General features: G+C 69.1%; 17 protein-coding genes. 9 read left to right on the top strand and 8 right to left on the bottom strand.

The genetic code is table 11. From position 1 onward, the window contains the following. Positions 1 to 128: 128 nt before the first annotated feature. The 5 genes from DL991_RS37225 to DL991_RS37245 form a co-directional block, all read right to left on the bottom strand. Positions 129 to 581: a flavodoxin family protein gene (locus DL991_RS37225; protein WP_125788982.1), complete on the bottom strand. Its 453-nt coding sequence runs from the start codon at positions 579 to 581 to the stop codon at positions 129 to 131. 2 nt (positions 582 to 583) lie between these two features. Next, positions 584 to 2,230, bottom strand: coding sequence for a phospho-sugar mutase (locus tag DL991_RS37230; RefSeq protein ID WP_199754225.1), 1,647 nt, complete (start codon positions 2,228 to 2,230; stop codon positions 584 to 586). A 185-nt stretch (positions 2,231 to 2,415) separates the two neighbouring features. Next, a complete protein-coding gene (locus tag DL991_RS37235; protein ID WP_125788983.1) occupies positions 2,416 to 3,201 on the bottom strand; it encodes a purine-nucleoside phosphorylase in 786 nt (261 codons plus the stop codon). Continuing rightward, the gene (locus DL991_RS37240; protein ID WP_125788984.1) at positions 3,194 to 3,625 is read right to left on the bottom strand and encodes an ABA4-like family protein; all 432 of its coding nucleotides are present in this window, start codon (positions 3,623 to 3,625) and stop codon (positions 3,194 to 3,196) included. Before DL991_RS37240 ends, DL991_RS37235 begins: the two co-directional genes overlap by 8 nt. After that, positions 3,622 to 4,596 carry a hypothetical protein gene (locus DL991_RS37245; protein ID WP_125788985.1) on the bottom strand — a complete coding sequence of 325 codons (975 nt, stop codon included), beginning with the start codon at positions 4,594 to 4,596 and terminating at the stop codon, positions 3,622 to 3,624. The genes DL991_RS37240 and DL991_RS37245 overlap by 4 nt, the downstream gene beginning before the upstream one ends. 75 nt (positions 4,597 to 4,671) lie before the next feature. On the opposite strand from DL991_RS37245, the gene DL991_RS37250 reads away from it, so the two are divergent. Further along, entirely contained in the window at positions 4,672 to 5,358 is a 687-nt protein-coding gene (locus DL991_RS37250; RefSeq protein ID WP_233599216.1) for a MerR family transcriptional regulator, read from the top strand. Between the two features lie 69 nt (positions 5,359 to 5,427). Here DL991_RS37250 and DL991_RS37255 read toward each other — a convergent pair whose 3' ends face one another. Both DL991_RS37255 and DL991_RS37260 read right to left on the bottom strand, forming a co-directional pair. Next, positions 5,428 to 6,171, bottom strand: a complete 744-nt coding sequence (locus tag DL991_RS37255; protein ID WP_125788986.1) for a cyclopropane-fatty-acyl-phospholipid synthase family protein — start codon at positions 6,169 to 6,171, stop codon at positions 5,428 to 5,430. A 284-nt stretch (positions 6,172 to 6,455) separates the two neighbouring features. After that, positions 6,456 to 8,216 carry a serine/threonine-protein kinase gene (locus DL991_RS37260; RefSeq protein WP_125788987.1) on the bottom strand — a complete coding sequence of 587 codons (1,761 nt, stop codon included), beginning with the start codon at positions 8,214 to 8,216 and terminating at the stop codon, positions 6,456 to 6,458. A gap of 116 nt (positions 8,217 to 8,332) precedes the next feature. Between DL991_RS37260 and DL991_RS37265 the strand changes: the two genes are divergently transcribed. From DL991_RS37265 to DL991_RS37290, 6 genes are all read left to right on the top strand, one after another. Beyond that, a complete protein-coding gene (locus tag DL991_RS37265; protein ID WP_125788988.1) occupies positions 8,333 to 10,213 on the top strand; it encodes a methylmalonyl-CoA mutase family protein in 1,881 nt (626 codons plus the stop codon). Continuing rightward, the gene (gene scpA, locus DL991_RS37270) at positions 10,213 to 12,381 is read left to right on the top strand and encodes a methylmalonyl-CoA mutase (protein ID WP_125788989.1); all 2,169 of its coding nucleotides are present in this window, start codon (positions 10,213 to 10,215) and stop codon (positions 12,379 to 12,381) included. The genes DL991_RS37265 and scpA overlap by 1 nt, the downstream gene beginning before the upstream one ends. 3 nt (positions 12,382 to 12,384) lie before the next feature. Continuing rightward, the gene (gene meaB / locus DL991_RS37275; protein ID WP_125788990.1) at positions 12,385 to 13,383 is read left to right on the top strand and encodes a methylmalonyl Co-A mutase-associated GTPase MeaB; all 999 of its coding nucleotides are present in this window, start codon (positions 12,385 to 12,387) and stop codon (positions 13,381 to 13,383) included. A gap of 57 nt (positions 13,384 to 13,440) precedes the next feature. Then, the gene (locus DL991_RS37280; RefSeq protein WP_125788991.1) at positions 13,441 to 13,740 is read left to right on the top strand and encodes a hypothetical protein; all 300 of its coding nucleotides are present in this window, start codon (positions 13,441 to 13,443) and stop codon (positions 13,738 to 13,740) included. A gap of 238 nt (positions 13,741 to 13,978) precedes the next feature. Beyond that, entirely contained in the window at positions 13,979 to 15,277 is a 1,299-nt protein-coding gene (locus tag DL991_RS37285) for an amidohydrolase (RefSeq protein ID WP_125788992.1), read from the top strand. Between the two features lie 177 nt (positions 15,278 to 15,454). Next, entirely contained in the window at positions 15,455 to 16,348 is an 894-nt protein-coding gene (locus DL991_RS37290; RefSeq protein ID WP_125789094.1) for a DUF559 domain-containing protein, read from the top strand. 63 nt (positions 16,349 to 16,411) lie between these two features. Here the strand turns inward: DL991_RS37290 and DL991_RS37295 are convergent, their stop codons facing one another. Then, complete coding sequence (locus DL991_RS37295; protein ID WP_199746257.1) at positions 16,412 to 16,864, bottom strand: gamma-glutamylcyclotransferase; 453 nt, start codon at positions 16,862 to 16,864, stop codon at positions 16,412 to 16,414. A 127-nt stretch (positions 16,865 to 16,991) separates the two neighbouring features. Here DL991_RS37295 and DL991_RS37300 point away from each other — a divergent pair, with 127 nt between their 5' ends. After that, positions 16,992 to 18,395 (top strand): NAD(P)H-quinone dehydrogenase, encoded by a 1,404-nt coding sequence (locus DL991_RS37300; RefSeq protein ID WP_125788993.1) that lies wholly within the window; start codon positions 16,992 to 16,994, stop codon positions 18,393 to 18,395. Positions 18,396 to 18,474: 79 nt separating this feature from the next. After that, positions 18,475 to 18,936, top strand: coding sequence for a hypothetical protein (locus DL991_RS37305; RefSeq protein ID WP_370309007.1), 462 nt, complete (start codon positions 18,475 to 18,477; stop codon positions 18,934 to 18,936). Positions 18,937 to 18,977 lie beyond the last annotated feature (41 nt).

The raw sequence follows: 18,977 nt of genomic DNA on the forward strand, positions 1-18,977 counted from the left end.
GGCCTAGGCCTGTTGCCGGAGGTCGACCCCCAGGGCTTCCGGTGACAGGCCCCTTACTTTTCCAGGGCAATTCGTCACCTACTTGCGCCGATCGCTGTCGCAAGTAGGTGACGAATTGCGTGGAGGGATCAGGGCATCAGGGTGGCGGCCAGGGTGCCGCCCAGTTCGAAACAGGCTTCCAAATCCGCTTTGCCCGGTTCTCCGGTGACGAGCACCGGAGACGCCGCGCTCTCCCAGCCGAGTCCGGTGGTGATGCTCTCGATTCCGCGCACGGTGCCCGAGGTGTCGTTGTTGCCGTGCACGAAGAAGCCGAACGGCCGTCCCCGCGTGGAATCCAGGCACGGGTAATAGACGGTGTCGAAGAAATGCTTCAGCGCGCCGGACATGTAACCGAGATTCGCCGGGGTGCCGAGCAGGTAACCATCGGCATCGAGGACGTCAGGCACGGTCGCGCCCAACGCCGCGCGGCGGACCACGTCGACGCCCTCGATGTCCGGATGGTTCGCGCCGGAGAGCACGGCTTCGAACATCGCCTGCGTCGAGGGCGACGGCGTGTGGTGGACGATCAGCAATCTCGGCATGGTCAGGCCAGCCGGGACTCGATGTCGGCCCGGAGCGTGGCCAGCCGCGCGTCCGCCGCGGTGTGTGCCTCGGCGAGATCGCCGGACACCGGTTCCTTCACCTGGAGATACGCCTTCAGTTTCGGCTCGGTTCCGGACGGCCTGATGACGACGCGCAGGCCTTCGCCGGTCAGGCGGAGGACGTCGGCGTCGGGCAGCAGATCCTCCATCGTGACATCGGTGCCGCCCAGCGACGCCGGGGGAGCGGCGCGCAGGCCGGCCATCAGCCGCTCCCGCACCGAGAGATCGGTGACTCGCAGCGAGACCTGATCCGTCACGTGGACCCCGTGCTTCACGGCCAGTTCGTCGAGGACGTCCAGCGGCCCGCGGCCCGCCGCGCGCAGGGAAGCGGCCAGTCCCGCGGCGAACACGGCGGCGGAGATGCCGTCCTTGTCGCGTACGAAACCGGGGTTCACGCAGAGGCCGAGCGCCTCTTCGTAGGCGAACACGAGGCCTTCGCCCGCGCGGACCAGCCACTTGAACCCGGTCAACGTCTCCGCGTAGCGCGCTCCGAATTCCTTCGCGATCTCGCCGAGCATCGACGACGACACGATCGTCGTGGCGACCAACGGGTCGGCATCCTTTGTGCTGTCTACAGTGGACAGAACGTGCCAGCCGAGCAGCGCACCGGTTTCGTCGCCGCGCAGCATCCGCCACGAACCGTCCCGCTCGCGCACGCCCAGCGCGCAGCGGTCGGCGTCGGGATCGAGCGCGACGGCCAGATCGGCGTCCACTTCGGACGCCAGCGCCAGCAAAAGGTCCGTCGCGCCCGGTTCCTCCGGATTCGGGAAGGCGACCGTCGGGAAGTCGGGATCCGGCGTGGCCTGCTCCGCCACCACGTGGAGATCGCCGAAACCGGCGCGCTCGAACGCCGCACGCAGGGTGTCCGCGCCGACGCCGTGCAACGCCGTCGCGGCGACCTTGACTTCGCGCTCCGGGCCGCGCGGCAGAAGCGCGACCTTCGCGAGGTACGCGTCGCGAAGTTCGTCGCCCAGCACCTCGGCGCCCGGCTCGCGCGGCACGCTGATCGCCGGGAGAGCGGCTTCGATGGCCCGCTCGATCTGACCGTCCGACGGCGGCACGATCTGGCCACCCGACGCGTCGTAAAGCTTGTAACCGTTGTCAGCGGGCGGATTGTGCGACGCGGTGATCTGGATCCCCGCGACCGCGCCGAGTTCCGGTACGGCGAACGCGAGCACCGGTGTCGGCAGCGGACCGGGCAGCACCTTCACCGCGAACCCGGCGGCCGTCAGCACCTCGGCCGCGGCCTTGGCGAAGGCCTCCGAACCGTGCCGCGCGTCGCGGCCGACCACCACGACCCCACCCGGATGTCCTTGCGCGGTCAGCCAGGCCGCGACCCCGGCCGTCGTCCGCGTGACGACCGCGACGTTCATCCCGTTGGGGCCCGCGCGCACCGGGCCGCGCAGCCCGGCGGTGCCGAATTCGAGCGGACCGGCCATCCGGTCCGCGAGTTCGTCCGTCGCGCCGGCTTCGCCACCCATCGCGCGGGCGAGGATGTTCTGCAGTTCGACGCGGGAATCGTCGTCCGGATCGTCGGCGATCCAGCGGAAGGCCCGATCCCGGAGATCCGAGGTCAAGGAAGTCGTCACCGAGTCAGCCTACGGGCCCGTTGGAGAGGGTGCGATTGATCTTCACTTCTCTGGTGAGTCATGGTCACCGCTATCCCCTGCTCCCGCTCGCCGTCGCTGCCGCAGGGGGCGGATCAGTTCTCCGGATGTCATGAAAGGGTCGTTCAGGACGAATAATGTCCTGAACGACCCTTTCATGACACTTCTCAGGCGCGGGCGACGAGTTCCTTGAGCAAGGTGCCCATACGGGTGGCCGACTGGCGGCCCGCTTCGAGGACCTCTTCGTGGTTCAGCGGCTCCCCGGTCATCCCGGCCGCCAGGTTGGTCACCAGCGAAAGCCCGAACACCTCGACCCCGGCGGCGCGGGCGGCGATGGCCTCCAGCACCGTCGACATGCCGACGAGGTCGGCGCCGAGCGTCCGCAGCATGTGGATCTCCGCCGGCGTCTCGAAATGCGGTCCGGTCAGCCCCGCGTAGACACCCTCTTCCAGCGAAGCGTCGATTTCGCGCGCGATGTCGCGCAGCCGCTTCGAGTAGAGATCCGTCAGGTCGACGAAGTTCGCGCCGACGATCGGCGAACGCGCGGTCAGGTTCAGGTGGTCGGAGATCAGCACCGGCTGTCCGACACGGAAGCCCTCGCGCAGACCGCCCGCGGCGTTGGTCAGCAGCACCGTCCTGGCGCCCGCCGCCGCGGCGGTGCGCACGTTGTGCACGACCGGGTCGATGCCCTTGCCCTCGTAGAAATGCGTGCGGCCCAGCAGGATCAGTGCGCGCTTCTCGCCGACGCGGACCGACCGGACGGTTCCCCCGTGCCCGACCGCGCCCGGTGCGACGAATCCGGGCAGTTCGCCCAGCGGGATCTCCGCCTCGGGCTCCCCGATGACGTCCGCCGCCGGGCGCCAGCCCGAACCGAGCACGACGGCGATGTCGTGCTTCTCGACGCCGGTGCGCTCGGCGATGGCGGCGGCCGCCGCGACCTCGTTCTCACTCATGCGACGAGCGTATCCGGACGGTTCGCACGAGCAGGAACGCCACCAGCCCGAACGGGGACAGGAAGATCGTGAGCGCCAGTATCGGGCCGGTCACCAGCGGATGGATCCGGTGCTCGCGGGATTCGAGGTACATCCAGCGGGCGATGAACAGGTCGAAGGCGATCAGATGGGCCCAGATCGCGGCCGCCCCGTACGGCGTGCCGGTGAACGCGCTGAGCACGTCGAGATCAGGTCGGCTGACCGCCGTCCAGAGTTCACCGAGATGCGTGAGGGCGAGCACGAAGTACGGGATCAGTGGCAGCAGCGGTGTCCACGGCGAGGACATGATCCGGCGGGTCCACGACCAGCCCGGCAGGAAGATCATCAGCAGCCAGAACGGTGTCGCCAGCGGGAAGGTCCAGGTGAACAGCGTCTCGACGCTCATCGCAGCGAGTCCTCCGGCTCCCGGTCCCTCGACGGCCGCCCGATCGCGATTAGCCCGCTAAAGGCGACGCCCGCCACGAGCAGGGCGAAGGCGGTCAGCGTCTGGGAGTCGGGGGAGACGATCGACTGGCCGCGCAGTGCCTGCCAGGTCAGCAGCGCGAGAAGGCCCGCGTAGCCGACGCCGGCGATCACCACGAGCCGCAGCCTGAGGACGTCGTCGCGAAGCCGCGGGTAGCGCGCGGCCAGGACGCCCAGGGCGAGCGCGAGCAGCGGGAGCGCCTGGAGGCCGTGCAGGCCGAGGAAATGCGGGATCCGCAGGTCGCCGCCGACCGTGCTCCAGCCGACGATCGGCAGGCCGGGGCCGCCGTCGGGGAGGCCGACGGTATGCGCGCCGATCATCGCGGACTGGCCGGTCGCGTCGAGCAGCGCCTGCTGGTCCGGGGTGGGACCGCTCATCAGCGTCGCCAGCGAAATCCCGATCATGCCGAGGATCGCGCCGATCCTGGCCGCCCATGCCGTCGCGCGGTCGGGGAGCCGGACGAACATGACCGCGATCGTCAGTACGAGGTTGACCATCCACAGCATGGCGATCATTCCGCCCATGACCTGGAAGATCGTGTTGTCCAGCGGGGTCGCGTTGTTGAAGTGGCTCGCGCGGACGCGGACGGCCTGGAAGATCACCAGCGCGTACTCGGCCGCGAAGATCACGACGAGCGCGTTCGCCAGCCAGTTCGCGGTGCGCCGGAACTTGGGCAGCAGTGAGACCAGCCAGCTCCAGGTGAAGAAGTACAGGACGGCGGTGACGGCGAACTTGAACGGCTTCGCCCAGAGCGGCGCGCCGTTCAGCGTCCGCTGGTCGATCAGCATGGCGAGTACGCACAGCACGGTGATCACGGCGAAGGCCTGGGCCAGGCGATAGGAACCCCGATGCCAGGTGCGGGTTCTCTCGCGGAGATCGGTCAAGATGGTCATGGATCCCTCCAGGAACGGATAGTCAAGCTCTCCGTTATGGGAAGCTAAACTATCCATCCTGAGGAATCTTCAGGGATGACCCTGGAACCGTCCCCGAGATCGGAGCAGGCACGCGTGCGGATGGCCGAACTGAGCGAAAAAGCCGGGGTCCCGGTCGCCACGATCAAGTACTACCTGCGGGAAGGGCTGGTCCCGCCGGGCGAGCGGACCAGCCCCAACCAGGCGAAGTACGACGACGGGCACGTCCAGCGGATCAAGCTGATCAGGGCGCTGATGGACGTCGGCGGCCTTTCGCTCGCGACGGTCGGCGAGGTGCTCGCCGAGGTCGACACCGGGGAAGCGAGCCCCCACCACGTCCTCGGCATCGCCCAGCAGGGCATCACCACCTCCCGGCAGGTCGTCGACGACGAAGCCAGGGAATGGGCGCTCGCCACGGTCCGTGACCTCACCGAACGCCGCGGCTGGCCCTGCAAGAAGGACGACGACCTGGTCGTCCAGGCCCTGGTCGGCGTCCTGTGCGCGATCCGCGAGGTCGGGCACGGCTGGTATCTCGACAAACTCGACGACTACGCCGAGATCGCCGACCGGATCGCCGATCTGGACCTGGAAGGGATCGCCGGGATCGAGTCGCTCGAGCAGATCATCGAGATCGCCGTCGTGGAGACCGTTCTCGGCGACAGGCTGCTTTCGGTGCTGCGCAGGCTGGCACAGCAGCGTGCCTCGAAGGCGTACTTCGCCGCGCAGGCCGACGAAGGCGAGTGATCGAAGGAGTCCGTGACCCGCCCACCGGTCCGGCTTCGGACCGGTGGGCGGTTTCAGCGGCGTGCCGATTCAGCCTTGGCCGGGCGTACGACCGAGGACCAGGGACACGAAACCCCAGGTGTCCCGGTAGACGCGCAACCACTCGGTCCGGCGAGTGCTCGCCGTCGAGAGCGCTTCCGCGCTGTCCGGGTCGGCGGGACGGTCGAGTGCCCACGCGGCCAGCGACCCCCAGCACGCCCATTCGTAGGCGTCCAGCTCGTGGCGGGCGCTGACATGGCCGTGGACCGGCGTCCACCCGTCGGCGACCACACGGTCCACTGTGGTGGCGAGGTCGGTGAACTCACCCAGCATTTCGACGGCCTCGGTGGTCGGGGTCCGATCCCAGAATCCTTCCCCGATCAGGACACGGCCGCCGGGGGCGAGATGCCGCCGGGCCGCGGCCAGGGTAGGGAGCAGACCGCCGAAAGCGTGGGTGGCCCCGACGCTGATCACCAGGTCGAATCGCCGGGCCGAGACGAAGCCGGCGGCATCCTGGTGGTGGAGGACGAGGCGGTCCGCGACGCCGCGACCGTTCGCCGCGTGGCGCGCCTGTGCCAAGGCGTCCTCGGAGACGTCCACGCCTTCGGCGAGCAGGTGCGGCCGCGTGGCCAGGGCGCGCAAAAGCCATTCCGCGCTGCCGCAACCGAGGTCGAGGACGTGCTCGTCGCCCCTGGGAAGCCCTCGGTCGAGGAGTCGATCGACCGAAGCGTCGTCGAGCGGCGACTTGATCGGGTGATCGGTGTGGGCGATACGGGAGATCTGTTCACGGTTCAAGGGTGAAGCCTTTCGATGGCAAAGGCTCACGCGGTGGCCGTCGCTCCGGCCCGACGATCCCGTGGGTCAGTATCGATCGGCGAGGTGATGGCGCGGGGCGATCCGGCTCCGTCGTGAGAGGACGAACGTCGGGTTCGACGGCTTCACACTTGTGCGCATGTGCTGCACACCTCCTCATCGACGATGGGCCTGCCCTGTCGCAGCCGGCCGAACCCTAGCCAGCTGGGAAGCAGACACGCAATCTCTTATCCGGACGGCGTGTCCACAATGGACGATGGTGGGGTTCAGCCGTCGACGATGAGGGACAGCGCCACGGGCTCGAAGATCCCGGTCTTCGCGGAGTTCTCCTGCTCGATCGTCGAGGTCACCGAGAGGATCCAGAGGTCCGTGCCGCCGCCGAACAGGTCCATGTACGTCGTGCGGGTCACGGAGTCCCTGTTGCCGGGGGCGCGCTCGGTCGTCCGGTAGGTGTACCGCTGGCTGCCGTCACCCCGGCCGGGGACGGTGGCCGGCCCGCCGATGGGGGCGATCTCCGGATGCTGGCTCTTCAGCCAGCTGAAGTAGGCGGGCGGCGGGCTGTCGGCCAGGAAACCGCTCAGCCGCTCGATCCGGATGACCTGGCGGCCGTCGGGCGAGACGTACTGCACCACGGTGCTCGGCACACCCTTGGTGACGTGCGGGGCGACGAACTTCTGCCAGCCCTCCGGCACACCGATGCTGAACCGGCCGCCCTTGAGGCCGTTCACCGTGCTGGCGTCACCCTGCTGCGTGATCAGTTTCGGCGGCGGCTGAGTGACGATGGTGTCGCCCTGCTGCACCTTCTCGGGCGGCCGCAGGTCCTGTCCGCCTGCGGTCCTGGCCAGCACGAACCCGCCGCCCGCGGCCAGCAGGAAGAGCACGATCGACGCGAGCGCCAGCACCACGGTGGCGGCAGGGGACCGGCCCGGCGTGCGAGGCCGCGGCGGGGTGACGGTCGGCATCGGCGGGAGTTCGGCCGGGGATGCCGGTGCCGCGGCGGGCTGGTTCAGGAACGGCAGCGGACCGGGGTCGGCGGCGAGTTCCGAACTCGTGCCCTCGCCCGGCTTTTCCGACTTGACCGGCTTGAGCACCTGGGTGTCGGTCGCGTCCAGATGCGCGGTGGTCTTCCTGCCGTCGGGCGTGTGGAACAGCTCCGCGGGGAAGAGGTCGATGAGTGTCTTGGCCTGCAACGGGTACAGGCGGCGCCGCACCTCGCGCAGCGTGATCCGCTTCGACGGCTCCTTCTTCATGAGCGCGCCGATCACGTCGGCCAGCGGACCGGGTCCGGGCTTCGGCACCTTCCCGTTGACGACCTTCCCGACCGTTTCGAGGGGGTCGCCGTCGGCGTCGTAGGGCGGCGAGCCCTCGATGGCGGCGAACAGCGTCGCGCCGAGCCCCCACAGGTCGGCGGCGGGAACGACGGCGCCGCCGGAGGCCACCTCGGGCGCGATGTAGGCGGGGGAGCCCAGCATCATCCCCGTGCGGGTCATGGTGGCTTCGGAGACGTTGCGCGCGATGCCGAAGTCGGTGAGCTTGATGCGGCCGTCCCCCGCGACCAGGACGTTCCCCGGTTTGACGTCACGGTGGGTGATCCCGGCGGCGTGCGCGGCTTCGAGCGCGGACGCCACCGCGATACCGACCGCCGCCGCCTGCTCGACCGTCAGCGCCCCGTGGTCGCGCAGGATGTGCGCGAGGCTGCGCGACGGCAGCAGCTCCATGACCACGAACGGTTCGTCGTTCTCGCGTGCGACGTCGTGCAGGATGATCACGTTCGGGTGACTCAGGACGGCGATCGCGCGGGCTTCGCGCAGGGTCCGTTCGCGCAGTTCGTCGGCCTGCGAAGCCGGGACGCCGGGCGGGAGGCGGACCTCTTTGACCGCGACCGGACGGTGCAGGAATTCGTCGTAGGCCGACCAGACCGTACCCATCGACCCTGATCCGATGACCGAGCGCAACCGATATCGCCCGGCGACCACACGCTTGTCGTCGCCGGGACTCTCGCTGGGCTCGGTGGTGTCGGACGGCACGGCCCAATTGTGGCGTATGCCCGCGTGACGGACCTATGCGCCGTGCCCTGTCGGAGTGAACAGGCGCGACTAGCGTCACAGGTAAGCGCTGTTGAGGGCCGTTAGCATCGTTGGTTATGACGGATGTGGCCGAGACGGAGTCAGTGCCGACCCCCGGCGAGCCCGACGCGCCCGAAGAGTTGAAGCTCGCCGCGGAGTTCCCGGAAGCGAGCCGGGACCAGTGGCGGGAACTCGTCGCCGGCGTGCTGCGCAAGAGCGGCGCCATCGACGAGTCCTTCGACGGCCTGCCCGAAAGCAAGCTCGTCACCCGGACGTATGACGGCCTGGAGATCCGGCCGCTCTACACCACCGAGGACGCCGTCGACGGAACGGGTTTCCCCGGCCTTCCGCCGTTCGTGAGAAGTGCGCGGCCCGAGGGCGCGGTGACGACCGGCTGGGACATCCGTGCCCGGTACGCGCGCCGTGACGCGAAGGCCACGAACGCCGCGATCCTCGCCGATCTCGAAGGCGGTGTCAGCTCGATCTGGCTGCGCGCCGGAGCGACCGGCGTCCCCGTCGCTGATCTTGGTGACGCGCTGAACGAGGTGTACGTCGACCTCGCGCCCGTCACGCTCGACGCGGGCGAAGAGTACGAAGCCGCCGCGAACGAGTTGCTCGCCCTCTTCGCCGAACGTGAGATCCCGGCGAGCGCGGTCACCGCGACCCTCGGCGCCGACCCGATCGGGTCGACCGCGCGCACCGGTTCGCCGCGGCCGCTCGCTCCCGCCGCGGACTTGGCGGCGCGGGTCGCCGTCAGTCACCCGAAGGTGCGGACGATCGTCGCCGACGGCCTGCCGTTCCACGAGGCGGGCGGCTCCGACGCGCAGGAGCTCGGCGCGACCATCGCCGCCGGCGTCGCGTACCTGCGGGCGCTGACCGAAGCGGGGCTGGACGTCGACACCGCGGCCGGGCAGCTCGAATTCCGGCTCGCCGCCACCGCCGACCAGTTCCTCACGATCGCCAAGTTCCGCGCCGCGCGGCGCCTGTGGTCCCGGGTCACCGAAGTGTCCGGTGGCAAGGGAACGGGCATGCGGCAGCACGCGGTCACCTCGCCCGCGATGCTGACCCAGCGCGACCCGTGGGTGAACATGCTGCGGACCACGCTCGCCTGTTTCGGCGCCGGGGTCGGCGGCGCGGACGCGATCACCGTGCTCCCGTTCGACGCCGCGATCGGCCAGCCGGACGCGTTCTCCGCGCGGATCGCGCGCAACACGCACGCCGTGCTGCTGGAGGAGTCCAAACTGGCCGGTGTCATCGATCCGGCGGGCGGCTCCTGGTACGTCGAGAACCTCACCGAAGACCTGGCCAAGGCCGCGTGGCGCGAGTTCACCGCCATCGAGGCGGCAGGTGGTATCGAGGCGGAACTGGCCTCCGGTGCGCTCGCCACACGGCTGGCCGAGACCTGGGAGAAGCGGTCGAAGCGGATCGCGACCCGTCGCGATCCGATCACCGGCGTCAGCGAATTCCCCAACCTGACGGAGAAAACCGTCGTCCGCGACGCCGTCGAAGACCTGCCGGACGGCGGTCTGCCCCGGCTCCGGTACGCCGAGGCGTTCGAGGCCCTGCGGGACCGGTCGGACGCGCATCCGAACCGTCCCCGCGTCTTCCTCGCCACGCTCGGCCCGGTCTCGGCGCACACCGCGCGGGCGAGTTTCGCGGCGAACCTGTTCCAAGCGGGCGGGATCGAGGCCGTGAACCCCGGTGCCCCCGAGGACATCGACGGCGTCATCGCGGAGTTCCGGGCCAGCGGAACGAAGATCGCCTGCCTCTGCGGAAGCAACACTTCCTACGCGGAGGAAGCCGACAGCGTCGCGAAGGCCTTGAAGGAAGCGGGCGCCACGTCGGTGCTTCTCGCCGGGAAACCCGGCGACCACCCGGACGTCTCGGGCTACCTCTTCACGGGCTGCGACGCCCTGGAAATCCTGACCGGCACGTTGAACGAGCTCGGAGTGCAGTGATGACCATCCCGAACTTCGCCGGAATCGACCTCGGTTCTCCCGAGCCGGGCGACCGTCCTCAGTGGACCGAAGCGCTGCACGCCGCCACCGGAAAGGGCCCCGACGCGCTCGCGTGGGAGACGCCGGAAGGCATCGGCGTCAAGCCGGTCTACACCGCCGACGATCTGTCCGGAGTGGACTTCCTCGGCACCTATCCTGGCATCGCGCCGTATCTGCGCGGCCCGTACCCGACGATGTACGTCAACCAGCCGTGGACCATCCGCCAGTACGCGGGTTTCTCCACCGCCGAGGAGTCGAACGCCTTCTACCGCCGGAACCTCGCTGCCGGGCAGAAGGGTCTCTCGGTCGCCTTCGACCTCGCGACACACCGCGGTTACGACTCCGATCACCCGCGCGTCGCCGGTGACGTCGGCATGGCGGGTGTCGCGATCGACTCGATCTACGACATGCGCCAGCTTTTCGACGGCATCCCGCTCGACAAGATGAGCGTCTCGATGACCATGAACGGCGCCGTCCTGCCGGTGCTCGCGCTGTACGTGGTCGCGGCCGAGGAACAGGGTGTCACGCCGGACAAACTGGCCGGGACCATCCAGAACGACATCCTCAAGGAGTTCATGGTCCGCAACACCTACATCTACCCGCCGCAGCCGTCGATGCGGATCATTTCGGACATCTTCTCGTTCACCTCGCGGAACATGCCGAAGTACAACTCGATCTCCATCTCCGGCTACCACATGCAGGAGGCCGGGGCGACCGCCGATCTGGAGCTGGCGTACACGCTCGCGGACGGCGTCGAATACCTGCGTTCCGGCGTCGAGGCCGGGCTGGACGTCGACAAGTTCGCCCCGCGCCTGTCCTTCTTCTGGGCGATCGGGATGAACTTCTTCATGGAGGTCGCGAAGCTCCGCGCGGCACGCCTCCTGTGGGCGAAGCTCGTGAAGGGCTTCGAACCCAAGAGTTCCAAGTCTTTGAGCCTGCGGACCCACTCGCAGACCTCCGGCTGGTCCCTGACCGCCCAGGACGTCTACAACAACGTCGTCCGCACCTGTGTCGAGGCGATGGCCGCGACCCAGGGGCACACGCAGTCGTTGCACACCAACGCCCTCGACGAGGCGCTCGCGCTGCCGACCGACTTCTCCGCCCGCATCGCGCGGAACACGCAGCTGCTGCTGCAGCAGGAATCCGGCACCACGCGCGTCATCGACCCGTGGGGCGGCAGCGCGTTCGTCGAGAAGCTGACCTACGACCTCGCGCGCAAGGCCTGGGCCCACATCACCGAGGTCGAGCAGGCGGGCGGGATGGCGAAGGCGATCGACGCCGGCATCCCCAAGCTACGCATCGAGGAGGCCGCCGCGCGGACCCAGGCGCGGATCGACTCCGGCCGCCAGCCCGTGATCGGCGTGAACAAGTACCAGGTCACCGACGACGAACAGATCGACGTGCTCAAGGTCGACAACGCCGGCGTGCGCGCGCAGCAGCTGGAGAAACTGCGTCGGCTGCGCGAAGAACGCGACGAGGACGCCACGCAGGACGCGCTTCGGCGGCTCACCGCCGGCGCCAAGGCCGACGGCAACCTGCTCGCGCTCGCCATCGACGCCGCCAGGGCGAAGGCCACGGTCGGCGAGATCTCCGACTCGCTGGAGAGGATCTGGGGGCGCCACTCCGGCCAGATTCGTACCATCTCCGGTGTGTACCGCGAGGAGGTCGGCAAGGCCGAGAACGTCGAGCAGGCGCGCGAGCTCGTCGAGAAGTTCGCCGAGGAAGAAGGCCGTCGTCCCCGGATCCTGGTCGCGAAAATGGGCCAGGACGGCCACGACCGCGGCCAGAAGGTGATCGCGACCGGCTTCGCCGACATCGGTTTCGACGTCGACGTCGGCCCGCTGTTCTCCACCCCCGGCGAGGTCGCGCGGCAGGCGATCGAAGCGGACGTGCACGTCATCGGCGTTTCGTCGCTGGCGGCGGGGCACCTTTCGCTGGTCCCCGCCTTGCGCGCGGAACTCGCCGAACAGGGCCGCGAGGACATCATCGTCGTGGTCGGCGGCGTCATCCCGCCGCAGGACTACGAAGAGCTGCGCGCGGCGGGCGCGGCGGCGATCTTCGGCCCCGGCACGGTGATCGCCGAAGCGGCGATCGACCTCATCGGACAGCTGACCGCCCAGGAGTCGTGAAACTTGCCGCGCAAGATCGACGTCGGAGCGCTGGCCAAGGGCGTCCTCGCGGGTGACCGCGGCCTGCTGTCGCGGGCGATCACGCTCGTCGAGTCGAACCGCGAGGACCACCGGGCGCAGGCGCAGGAACTGCTGGTCGAGCTGCTCCCGCACGCGGGCGGCGCGCGGCGCGTCGGCATCACCGGCGTCCCCGGTGTCGGCAAGTCGACTTTCATCGACCAGCTCGGCACGGATCTCACGGAGGCCGGGCACAAGGTCGCCGTGCTGGCCGTCGACCCGTCGTCGACGCGGACCGGCGGCTCGATCCTGGGCGACAAGACCCGGATGGCGCGGCTCGCGGTGGACCCGAAGGCGTTCATCCGCCCTTCGCCGACTTCGGGCACTCTCGGCGGTGTCGCTCGGGCGACCCGCGAAACGATCGTGCTGATGGAAGCGGCCGGATACGACATCGTGCTGGTCGAGACCGTCGGCGTCGGGCAGTCCGAGGTGACCGTGGCGAACATGGTCGACCACTTCCTGTTCCTGACCCTCGCCCGCACCGGCGACCAGCTGCAGGGCATCAAGAAGGGCGTCCTCGAACTGGCCGACGTCATCGCGGTCAACAAGGCCGACGGTGACCACGAACGCGACGCGAAACGCGCTGCCCGCGAACTCGCCGGCGCGTTGCGGATGATCTACGGGCGGGACGCCGAATGGACCCCGCCGGTGCTGACCTGCAGCGCGCTCACCGACGTCGGACTGGACGAGGTGTGGGCCGAAATCGGCCGTCACCGTGACGTATTGACCGCGTCGGGGGAACTCGACACCCGGCGACGGCGGCAGCAGGTGGAGTGGACCTGGTCGATGGTCCGCGAACAGCTGCTCGGCAGGCTCGCCGCGCATCCGGACGTGCGAGCGGTCGTCCCGGACGTCGAACGGGCTGTCCGGAACGGTGAACTGACCCCGACACTGGCCGCGCAACGGATTCTGGAGGCGTTCTCCGGTCCTCCGCGTGGCGGCTGACGCGGGAACCCGGCAGAGTGCAGAATCGGATTCGCGCCACGCCGTCGAAAGGGAGTCATGCCGAAAAGGTCTCGTCTCGGGCAGCTTGCCGGACTCGTCACCGCCGGGCTGGTCGTCTGCGCGCCTGTCGCGCAGGCCGTGGCGATCCAGGCGCCCGCGCCGGTGATCGCGCAGGCGGCGGCGGTGCACGAGGTGCCGCGGCAGGCGCCCCCCGGGCCGGTGCTCGACCCCGCCGAGACCGACAAGGCCAACAGCCAGGAGACCAAGAACAAGATCATCGCGGGCGTCGCCGCGGCCATCTTGCTCGGCCTGGTCGTCCTCGGCCGCCGCGCCCGTTCCAAGAAGAAGAAGTCCTGAACCGCGACCGGTAAGTAGAAGGACTCTCCGCTTAGCCCGGGCCGAATTCCCGTAGCCGTTCAACGCAGATCCACTACCGGCCATCTCCGGCTCGATCACTCGACGAGCGGCTTGTCATCTGCATGGTGCACGATCTATCGCAAATGCGTATCACAGATCGATCGGCACCCAGCGTGCCTTCAGCGACCACTCGTACGGTGGTAGACGAAGGCAACTGTGTTGCGGGAGGAGGTGCGGCGTGACGGTGCTCGATTCACGTCCGGACATTCCAGGCGACCCCGAGGGTCGCGTCGTTGCCCCTATAGAGGCGCCCACCGCGCTGATCTCCGAGGCCGGCGTCAGCATGGCACCTGTGCATGATCTGGGTGCCGGACGCGGCCCTTTCTGGCTTGACGACTGGCTCCGCGCGAACGCCACCGACGTCCTCGCGTGGCGTCGGCACATCCACGCGCACCCGGAACTCTCCCGCCACGAGTTCGCCACGACCGAAATGGTCATGTCCCTGCTCCGCGCGGTCGGGCTCAAGCCATGGGTGCTCCCCACGGGCACCGGCGTGGTCTGCGACATCGGCAGCGGGGACCGCTGCGTCGCACTGCGCGCCGACATGGACGCCTTGCCGCTGACCGAGGCCACCGGCCTCCCGTACGCCTCCAAGACCGAAGGCGCCGCGCATATGTGCGGGCACGACGCGCACACCGCGATCCTGCTTGGCGCGGCGCGGGCCCTGGCGGGCGCACCGGAGCTGCCAGGACGCGTGCGGCTGATCTTCCAGCCCGCCGAGGAGGTCATGCCCGGCGGCGCACTGGACATGATCGCCGCCGGCGCGATGGAAGGCGTCGAGCGGATCTACGGGCTGCACTGCGACCCGCGGCTCGAGGTCGGCAAGGTCGGTCTGCGCGAAGGCGCGCTGACCTCCGCCGCCGATCTCATCGAGCTGCGGCTCACTTCGCCGGGCGGGCACACCTCGCGGCCGCATCTGACCGCGGACCTGGTGCACGCGCTGGGCACCGTGATCACGTCGCTGCCCGCGGTCCTCTCGCGGCGCGTCGACCCGCGATCCGGGACCGTGCTGGTCTGGGGCGCGGTGCACGCCGGGCAGGCCGCCAACGCGGTCCCGCAGGACGGGGTGCTGCGCGGCACGCTCCGGACGGCGGACCACGAGGTCTGGACGATGCTGGAGCCGCTCGTCGCGTCTTCGGTGGAGTCGCTGCTCGCGCCGACCGGCGTCGGGTTCTCCCTCGACTACCGCCGCGGCGTCCCGCCGGTCGTCTCCGACCCGGAGTCGCACCTGCTGATGCGTGCCGGTGTCGAAGCCGCGCTGGGCGAAGCCGCCGTGGCCGGGACCGAGCAGTCGTCCGGTGGCGAGGACTTCGGGTGGTACCTGGAGCACGTCCAGGGCGCCTTCGCGCGCCTCGGCGTTTGGTCCGGTGAAGGCCCGATGGCCGACATCCACCGCCCGACCTTCGTCCTCGACGAGCGTTCACTCCTGTGCGGTGTCCGCACGCTGGTCCACACCGCCCTGGCCACCCTGGCCTGACGTCCATCCAGTCACGCGTGTCGGCCGTCTGATCACGCGAGTCGTCCACCTGGTCACAGGTGTTCGCCACATCGGTGTCGAACACCTGTCCACAGGTTATCCACAGGTGTGAAGTTATCCACAGGTGTGGATGAGGGGGCCTTTCCCCAGGCTGGAAAACCAACGATCCTCGAAGGCATGATCGATTGGGGAGGACGACATGGGGCGGTCTCGCGTAGTGAGGCCGACAAGGTCTTGGGGCGTCGGCTGGTCCTTGAAGGACTGGCCAGCGGTGTTCTCGCTCAGCCATGGCGAGGCGTGGTCGTTCATGCCGCGGATTCGCTCAAACTGACCACTCGGGCTCAAGCCGCGCTGCTCGTGGTGGGGGAGCCCGCGGCTCTGTCCGGAGCTACAGCCCTTGCGCTACATGGGATTTCGGCCGTTGACGACACGAGCATCCACGTGACGGTGCCCTACTCGCGACGGATCAAGTCGAAGCCGGGGCTGATCACTCACCAGGCCGATTTCGAGCCCTCGGATGTCGTCGAACTTGACGGGCTCGTCACATTTTCGTTGGATCTGGCGCTGGCGGATTTCCTCTGTGACGGGCACAAGCGAACCGCGTTCGCCGCGCTGGACGAGGCGATGCGCGGGCTTGTGCCGGACCACGTCCGAGCACTGCGTGCGAACGTTCGGGACAGGGTCGTGGATCGTCGCGACCGGCGAGGTATCCACAGGGCCCTGATGCTGCTCGACCTGGCGACCGGCAAGGCGGACTCCCCACCGGAAAGCATCATCCGGTTGGTCGTCGTCGAGGCGGGGTTCCCGGTACCGGAGGCACAGTACGAGATCACCACGATCGGAGGCCGGATGCTGTACGTCCTCGACATGGCGTGGCCGTCGCGGAGGATCGCCCTCGAGTATGACGGCTTCGCTTCTCACGAGGGGCGCCGCGACTACGACTCCGAGCGAGACGCGCGGATGGCTGGGCGGGGGTGGATCACGATCCGGGTGTCGGCGGCGGACCTGCGTGAACCTCGACGGTTCTTGGCCGAGCTGTCCAGGGCGTTCGAAAGACGCGCAGTCGCGTGATCTGATGACCGACTCGCGTGATCGGATGGCCGACTCGCGTGATCAGGCGGCCGACTCGCGTGATCAGCCGGAGATGCCCTGGCAGGGGCGGGTGCGGAGTGCGTCAACGTAGTCGGCGGGGGCGCCCGCGGCTTCGGCGGCGTCGGCCAGCACGCCGAGGTAGCGCGCCGATGGGAGGCCACCCTCGTAGCCGTCCAGGACGTACAACCAGGCCAGGACGGACCCTTCCATGGTCTGCACGCGCAGCCGGATCTTGTTGTGGATGCCCAGCTCGCCGCCTTCCCAGCGGTCGAGGCCGTCCTCGTCCAGCGACGTGACGTCGTACAACACCACGAAGACCCGGGAGCCAGGGTCTTCGACGATGGTCGCCAGCGCGCCTTCCCAGCCGATGTCCTCGCCGCCGAAGGTCAGTCTCCAGCCCTCCAGCCAGCCGGTGCCGGCCATGGGCGAGTGCGGAGCGCGCTCCAGCATCTGGGCGGGCTCCATATTGGATCCATACGCGGCATACAACGGCACGGCCACAGCCTAGCGACCCGGCGGTCACCCGGCTGGACGCGCATGCCGTGTCCGGCCACTCAATCCGCCCAGCGGTCGCCCGCGTACGGTAAACGCAGTCACAGACACCGCAGCGAGGAGGAGACCAGTGACCAAGATCGTGATCATGGGCGGAGGCCCCGCCGGTTACGAAGCGGCACTGGTCGCGGCCCAGCACGGAGCCGACGTCACCATCGTCGAACGTGACGGTCTCGGCGGCGCGTGCGTGCTCTACGACTGCGTCCCGTCGAAGACGTTCATCGCCTCCTCCGGCGCCCTCGCGAACATGCACGACCTCCGCGAGCTCGGCATCAACACCGACATGGCCGACACCAGCGTCGACCTGCCGACCGTCCACGGCCGGGTGAAGGGCCTCGCGCTCGCGCAGTCCGCCGACATCCGCGCCCGCGTCCAGCGCGAGGGCGTCCGCGTCGTCATCGGCCAGGCCCGCTTCGACGACGACGAGGCCGGGCTCGCCACGCACAAGGTCGCCGTCACCGCCCCCGACGGCTCGACGCAGGTGCTCGACGCCGACGTCGTCCTCATCTCGACCGGCGCCACCCCGCGTGTGCTGCCCGGCGCGGTGCCGGACGGCGAACGCATCCTCGACTGGCGTCAGCTTTACGACCTGCGCGAGCTGCCCGAGCACCTGGCCGTCATCGGTTCGGGTGTCACCGGCGCCGAATTCGCCTCGGCCTACACCGAGATGGGTGTCAAGGTCACCGTCGTGTCCAGCCGCGACCGCGTGCTCCCGCACGAGGACGCCGACGCCGCCGCCGTGCTCGAAGAGGTCTTCTCGCAGCGCGGCACCACGGTCGTCAAGCAGGCCCGCGCCGACAAGGTCGTGCGCACCGAAAAGGGCGTCGAGATCCACCTCTCCGACGGCCGCGTGATCGAAGCCAGCCACGCGCTGATGACCGTCGGTTCGGTGCCCAACACCACCGACATCGGCCTGGAGAAGGTCGGCATCGAGCCCGGCCCCGGCGGCTTCATCGGCGTCGACCGCGTTTCCCGCACCAGCGCGCCCGGGATCTACGCCGCCGGCGACTGCACCGGGGTGCTCATGCTCGCTTCCGTGGCCAGCATGCAGGGCCGCATCGCGATGTGGCACGCGCTCGGCGAGGGTGTCGCGCCGATCAAGCTCAAGACCGTCGCCGCGAACGTGTTCACCCATCCCGAGATCGCGACCGTCGGCATCAGCCAGCAGGCGATCGACTCGGGTGAGGTGCCCGCCCGCACCATCATGCTCCCGCTCGCGACGAACGCCCGCGCGAAGATGGAAGGCCTGCGACGCGGTTTCGTGAAGTTGTTCTGCCGCCCCGCCACCGGCGTGGTCGTCGGTGGGGTGGTCGTGGCGCCGACGGCGAGCGAACTCATCCTTCCCATCGCGCTCGCCGTCCAGAACCAGCTCACAGTGGAACACCTGGCACTGACATTTTCGGTGTACCCGTCGCTGTCGGGGTCGATCACCGAGGCGGGCCGCCAGCTCATGCGCCACGACGACTTGGACTGATCTCCGCCGTCGAAGCAACCCTCGCGGGGATGTCCGCGTCTAGCGCGTGTCGGTGTTTCGTTGACAGCTAGGGGTTTTCGTGGTTCGCAGGGTTCTCGCCGGGATGGTGGCGATCGGTGCGGCGGTGCTGGCGGGTTCGTCGGCCGGTTTCGCTCAGCAACCCGAGGCGGATCCCGGTGTCAGGGTGCAGCTCAACGACGACACCGCCTACGAACTCGGGCTCGTCAACAAGTACGTGCACGGCGACTCCAACGTGGCGCTGGCCCAATGCCCCGGCGACGGTCTGAAGGCGCCGAAGTCGACGACGTTCGCTTCGCCGGTGCTGAGCATCGGGAAGTACGACTACGGCCCGCTCATCGGGGTCCCGGCGAACATCAGTGCCGAGGTCACCCTCAAGGAGGGCACCGTCCCCGGCAGCTACCCGCTGACCGTCAACTGCAACGGAAAGTCTTATACGGCAACGTTTTCGGTTTCTTCCCGGCAGGTCGGCGCGGTGCCCGCCGGTGCCGCCCAGGCCGGCGACGGCAGCATGGCGTCCTGATCCTCCTCATCGCGATGATTTCGTGACCTTGGCGGGCAACC

The organism is Amycolatopsis sp. WAC 01375, from assembly GCF_003947325.1.
Classification (GTDB): domain Bacteria; phylum Actinomycetota; class Actinomycetes; order Mycobacteriales; family Pseudonocardiaceae; genus Amycolatopsis.

Bases quoted from the DNA above. Each gene is read 5' to 3' on its own strand.
- DL991_RS37250 (WP_233599216.1), top strand. From the start codon at position 4,672: ATGACCCTGGAACCGTCCCCGAGATCGGAGCAGGCACGCGTGCGGATG.
- DL991_RS37280 (WP_125788991.1), top strand. From the start codon at position 13,441: ATGCCGAAAAGGTCTCGTCTCGGGCAGCTTGCCGGACTCGTCACCGCC.
- DL991_RS37240 (WP_125788984.1), bottom strand. From the start codon at position 3,625: ATGAGCGTCGAGACGCTGTTCACCTGGACCTTCCCGCTGGCGACACCG.
- DL991_RS37290 (WP_125789094.1), top strand. From the start codon at position 15,455: ATGATCGATTGGGGAGGACGACATGGGGCGGTCTCGCGTAGTGAGGCC.
- DL991_RS37235 (WP_125788983.1), bottom strand. From the start codon at position 3,201: ATGAGTGAGAACGAGGTCGCGGCGGCCGCCGCCATCGCCGAGCGCACC.
- DL991_RS37265 (WP_125788988.1), top strand. From the start codon at position 8,333: ATGACGGATGTGGCCGAGACGGAGTCAGTGCCGACCCCCGGCGAGCCC.
- DL991_RS37245 (WP_125788985.1), bottom strand. From the start codon at position 4,596: ATGACCATCTTGACCGATCTCCGCGAGAGAACCCGCACCTGGCATCGG.
- DL991_RS37225 (WP_125788982.1), bottom strand. From the start codon at position 581: ATGCCGAGATTGCTGATCGTCCACCACACGCCGTCGCCCTCGACGCAG.
- scpA (WP_125788989.1), top strand. From the start codon at position 10,213: ATGACCATCCCGAACTTCGCCGGAATCGACCTCGGTTCTCCCGAGCCG.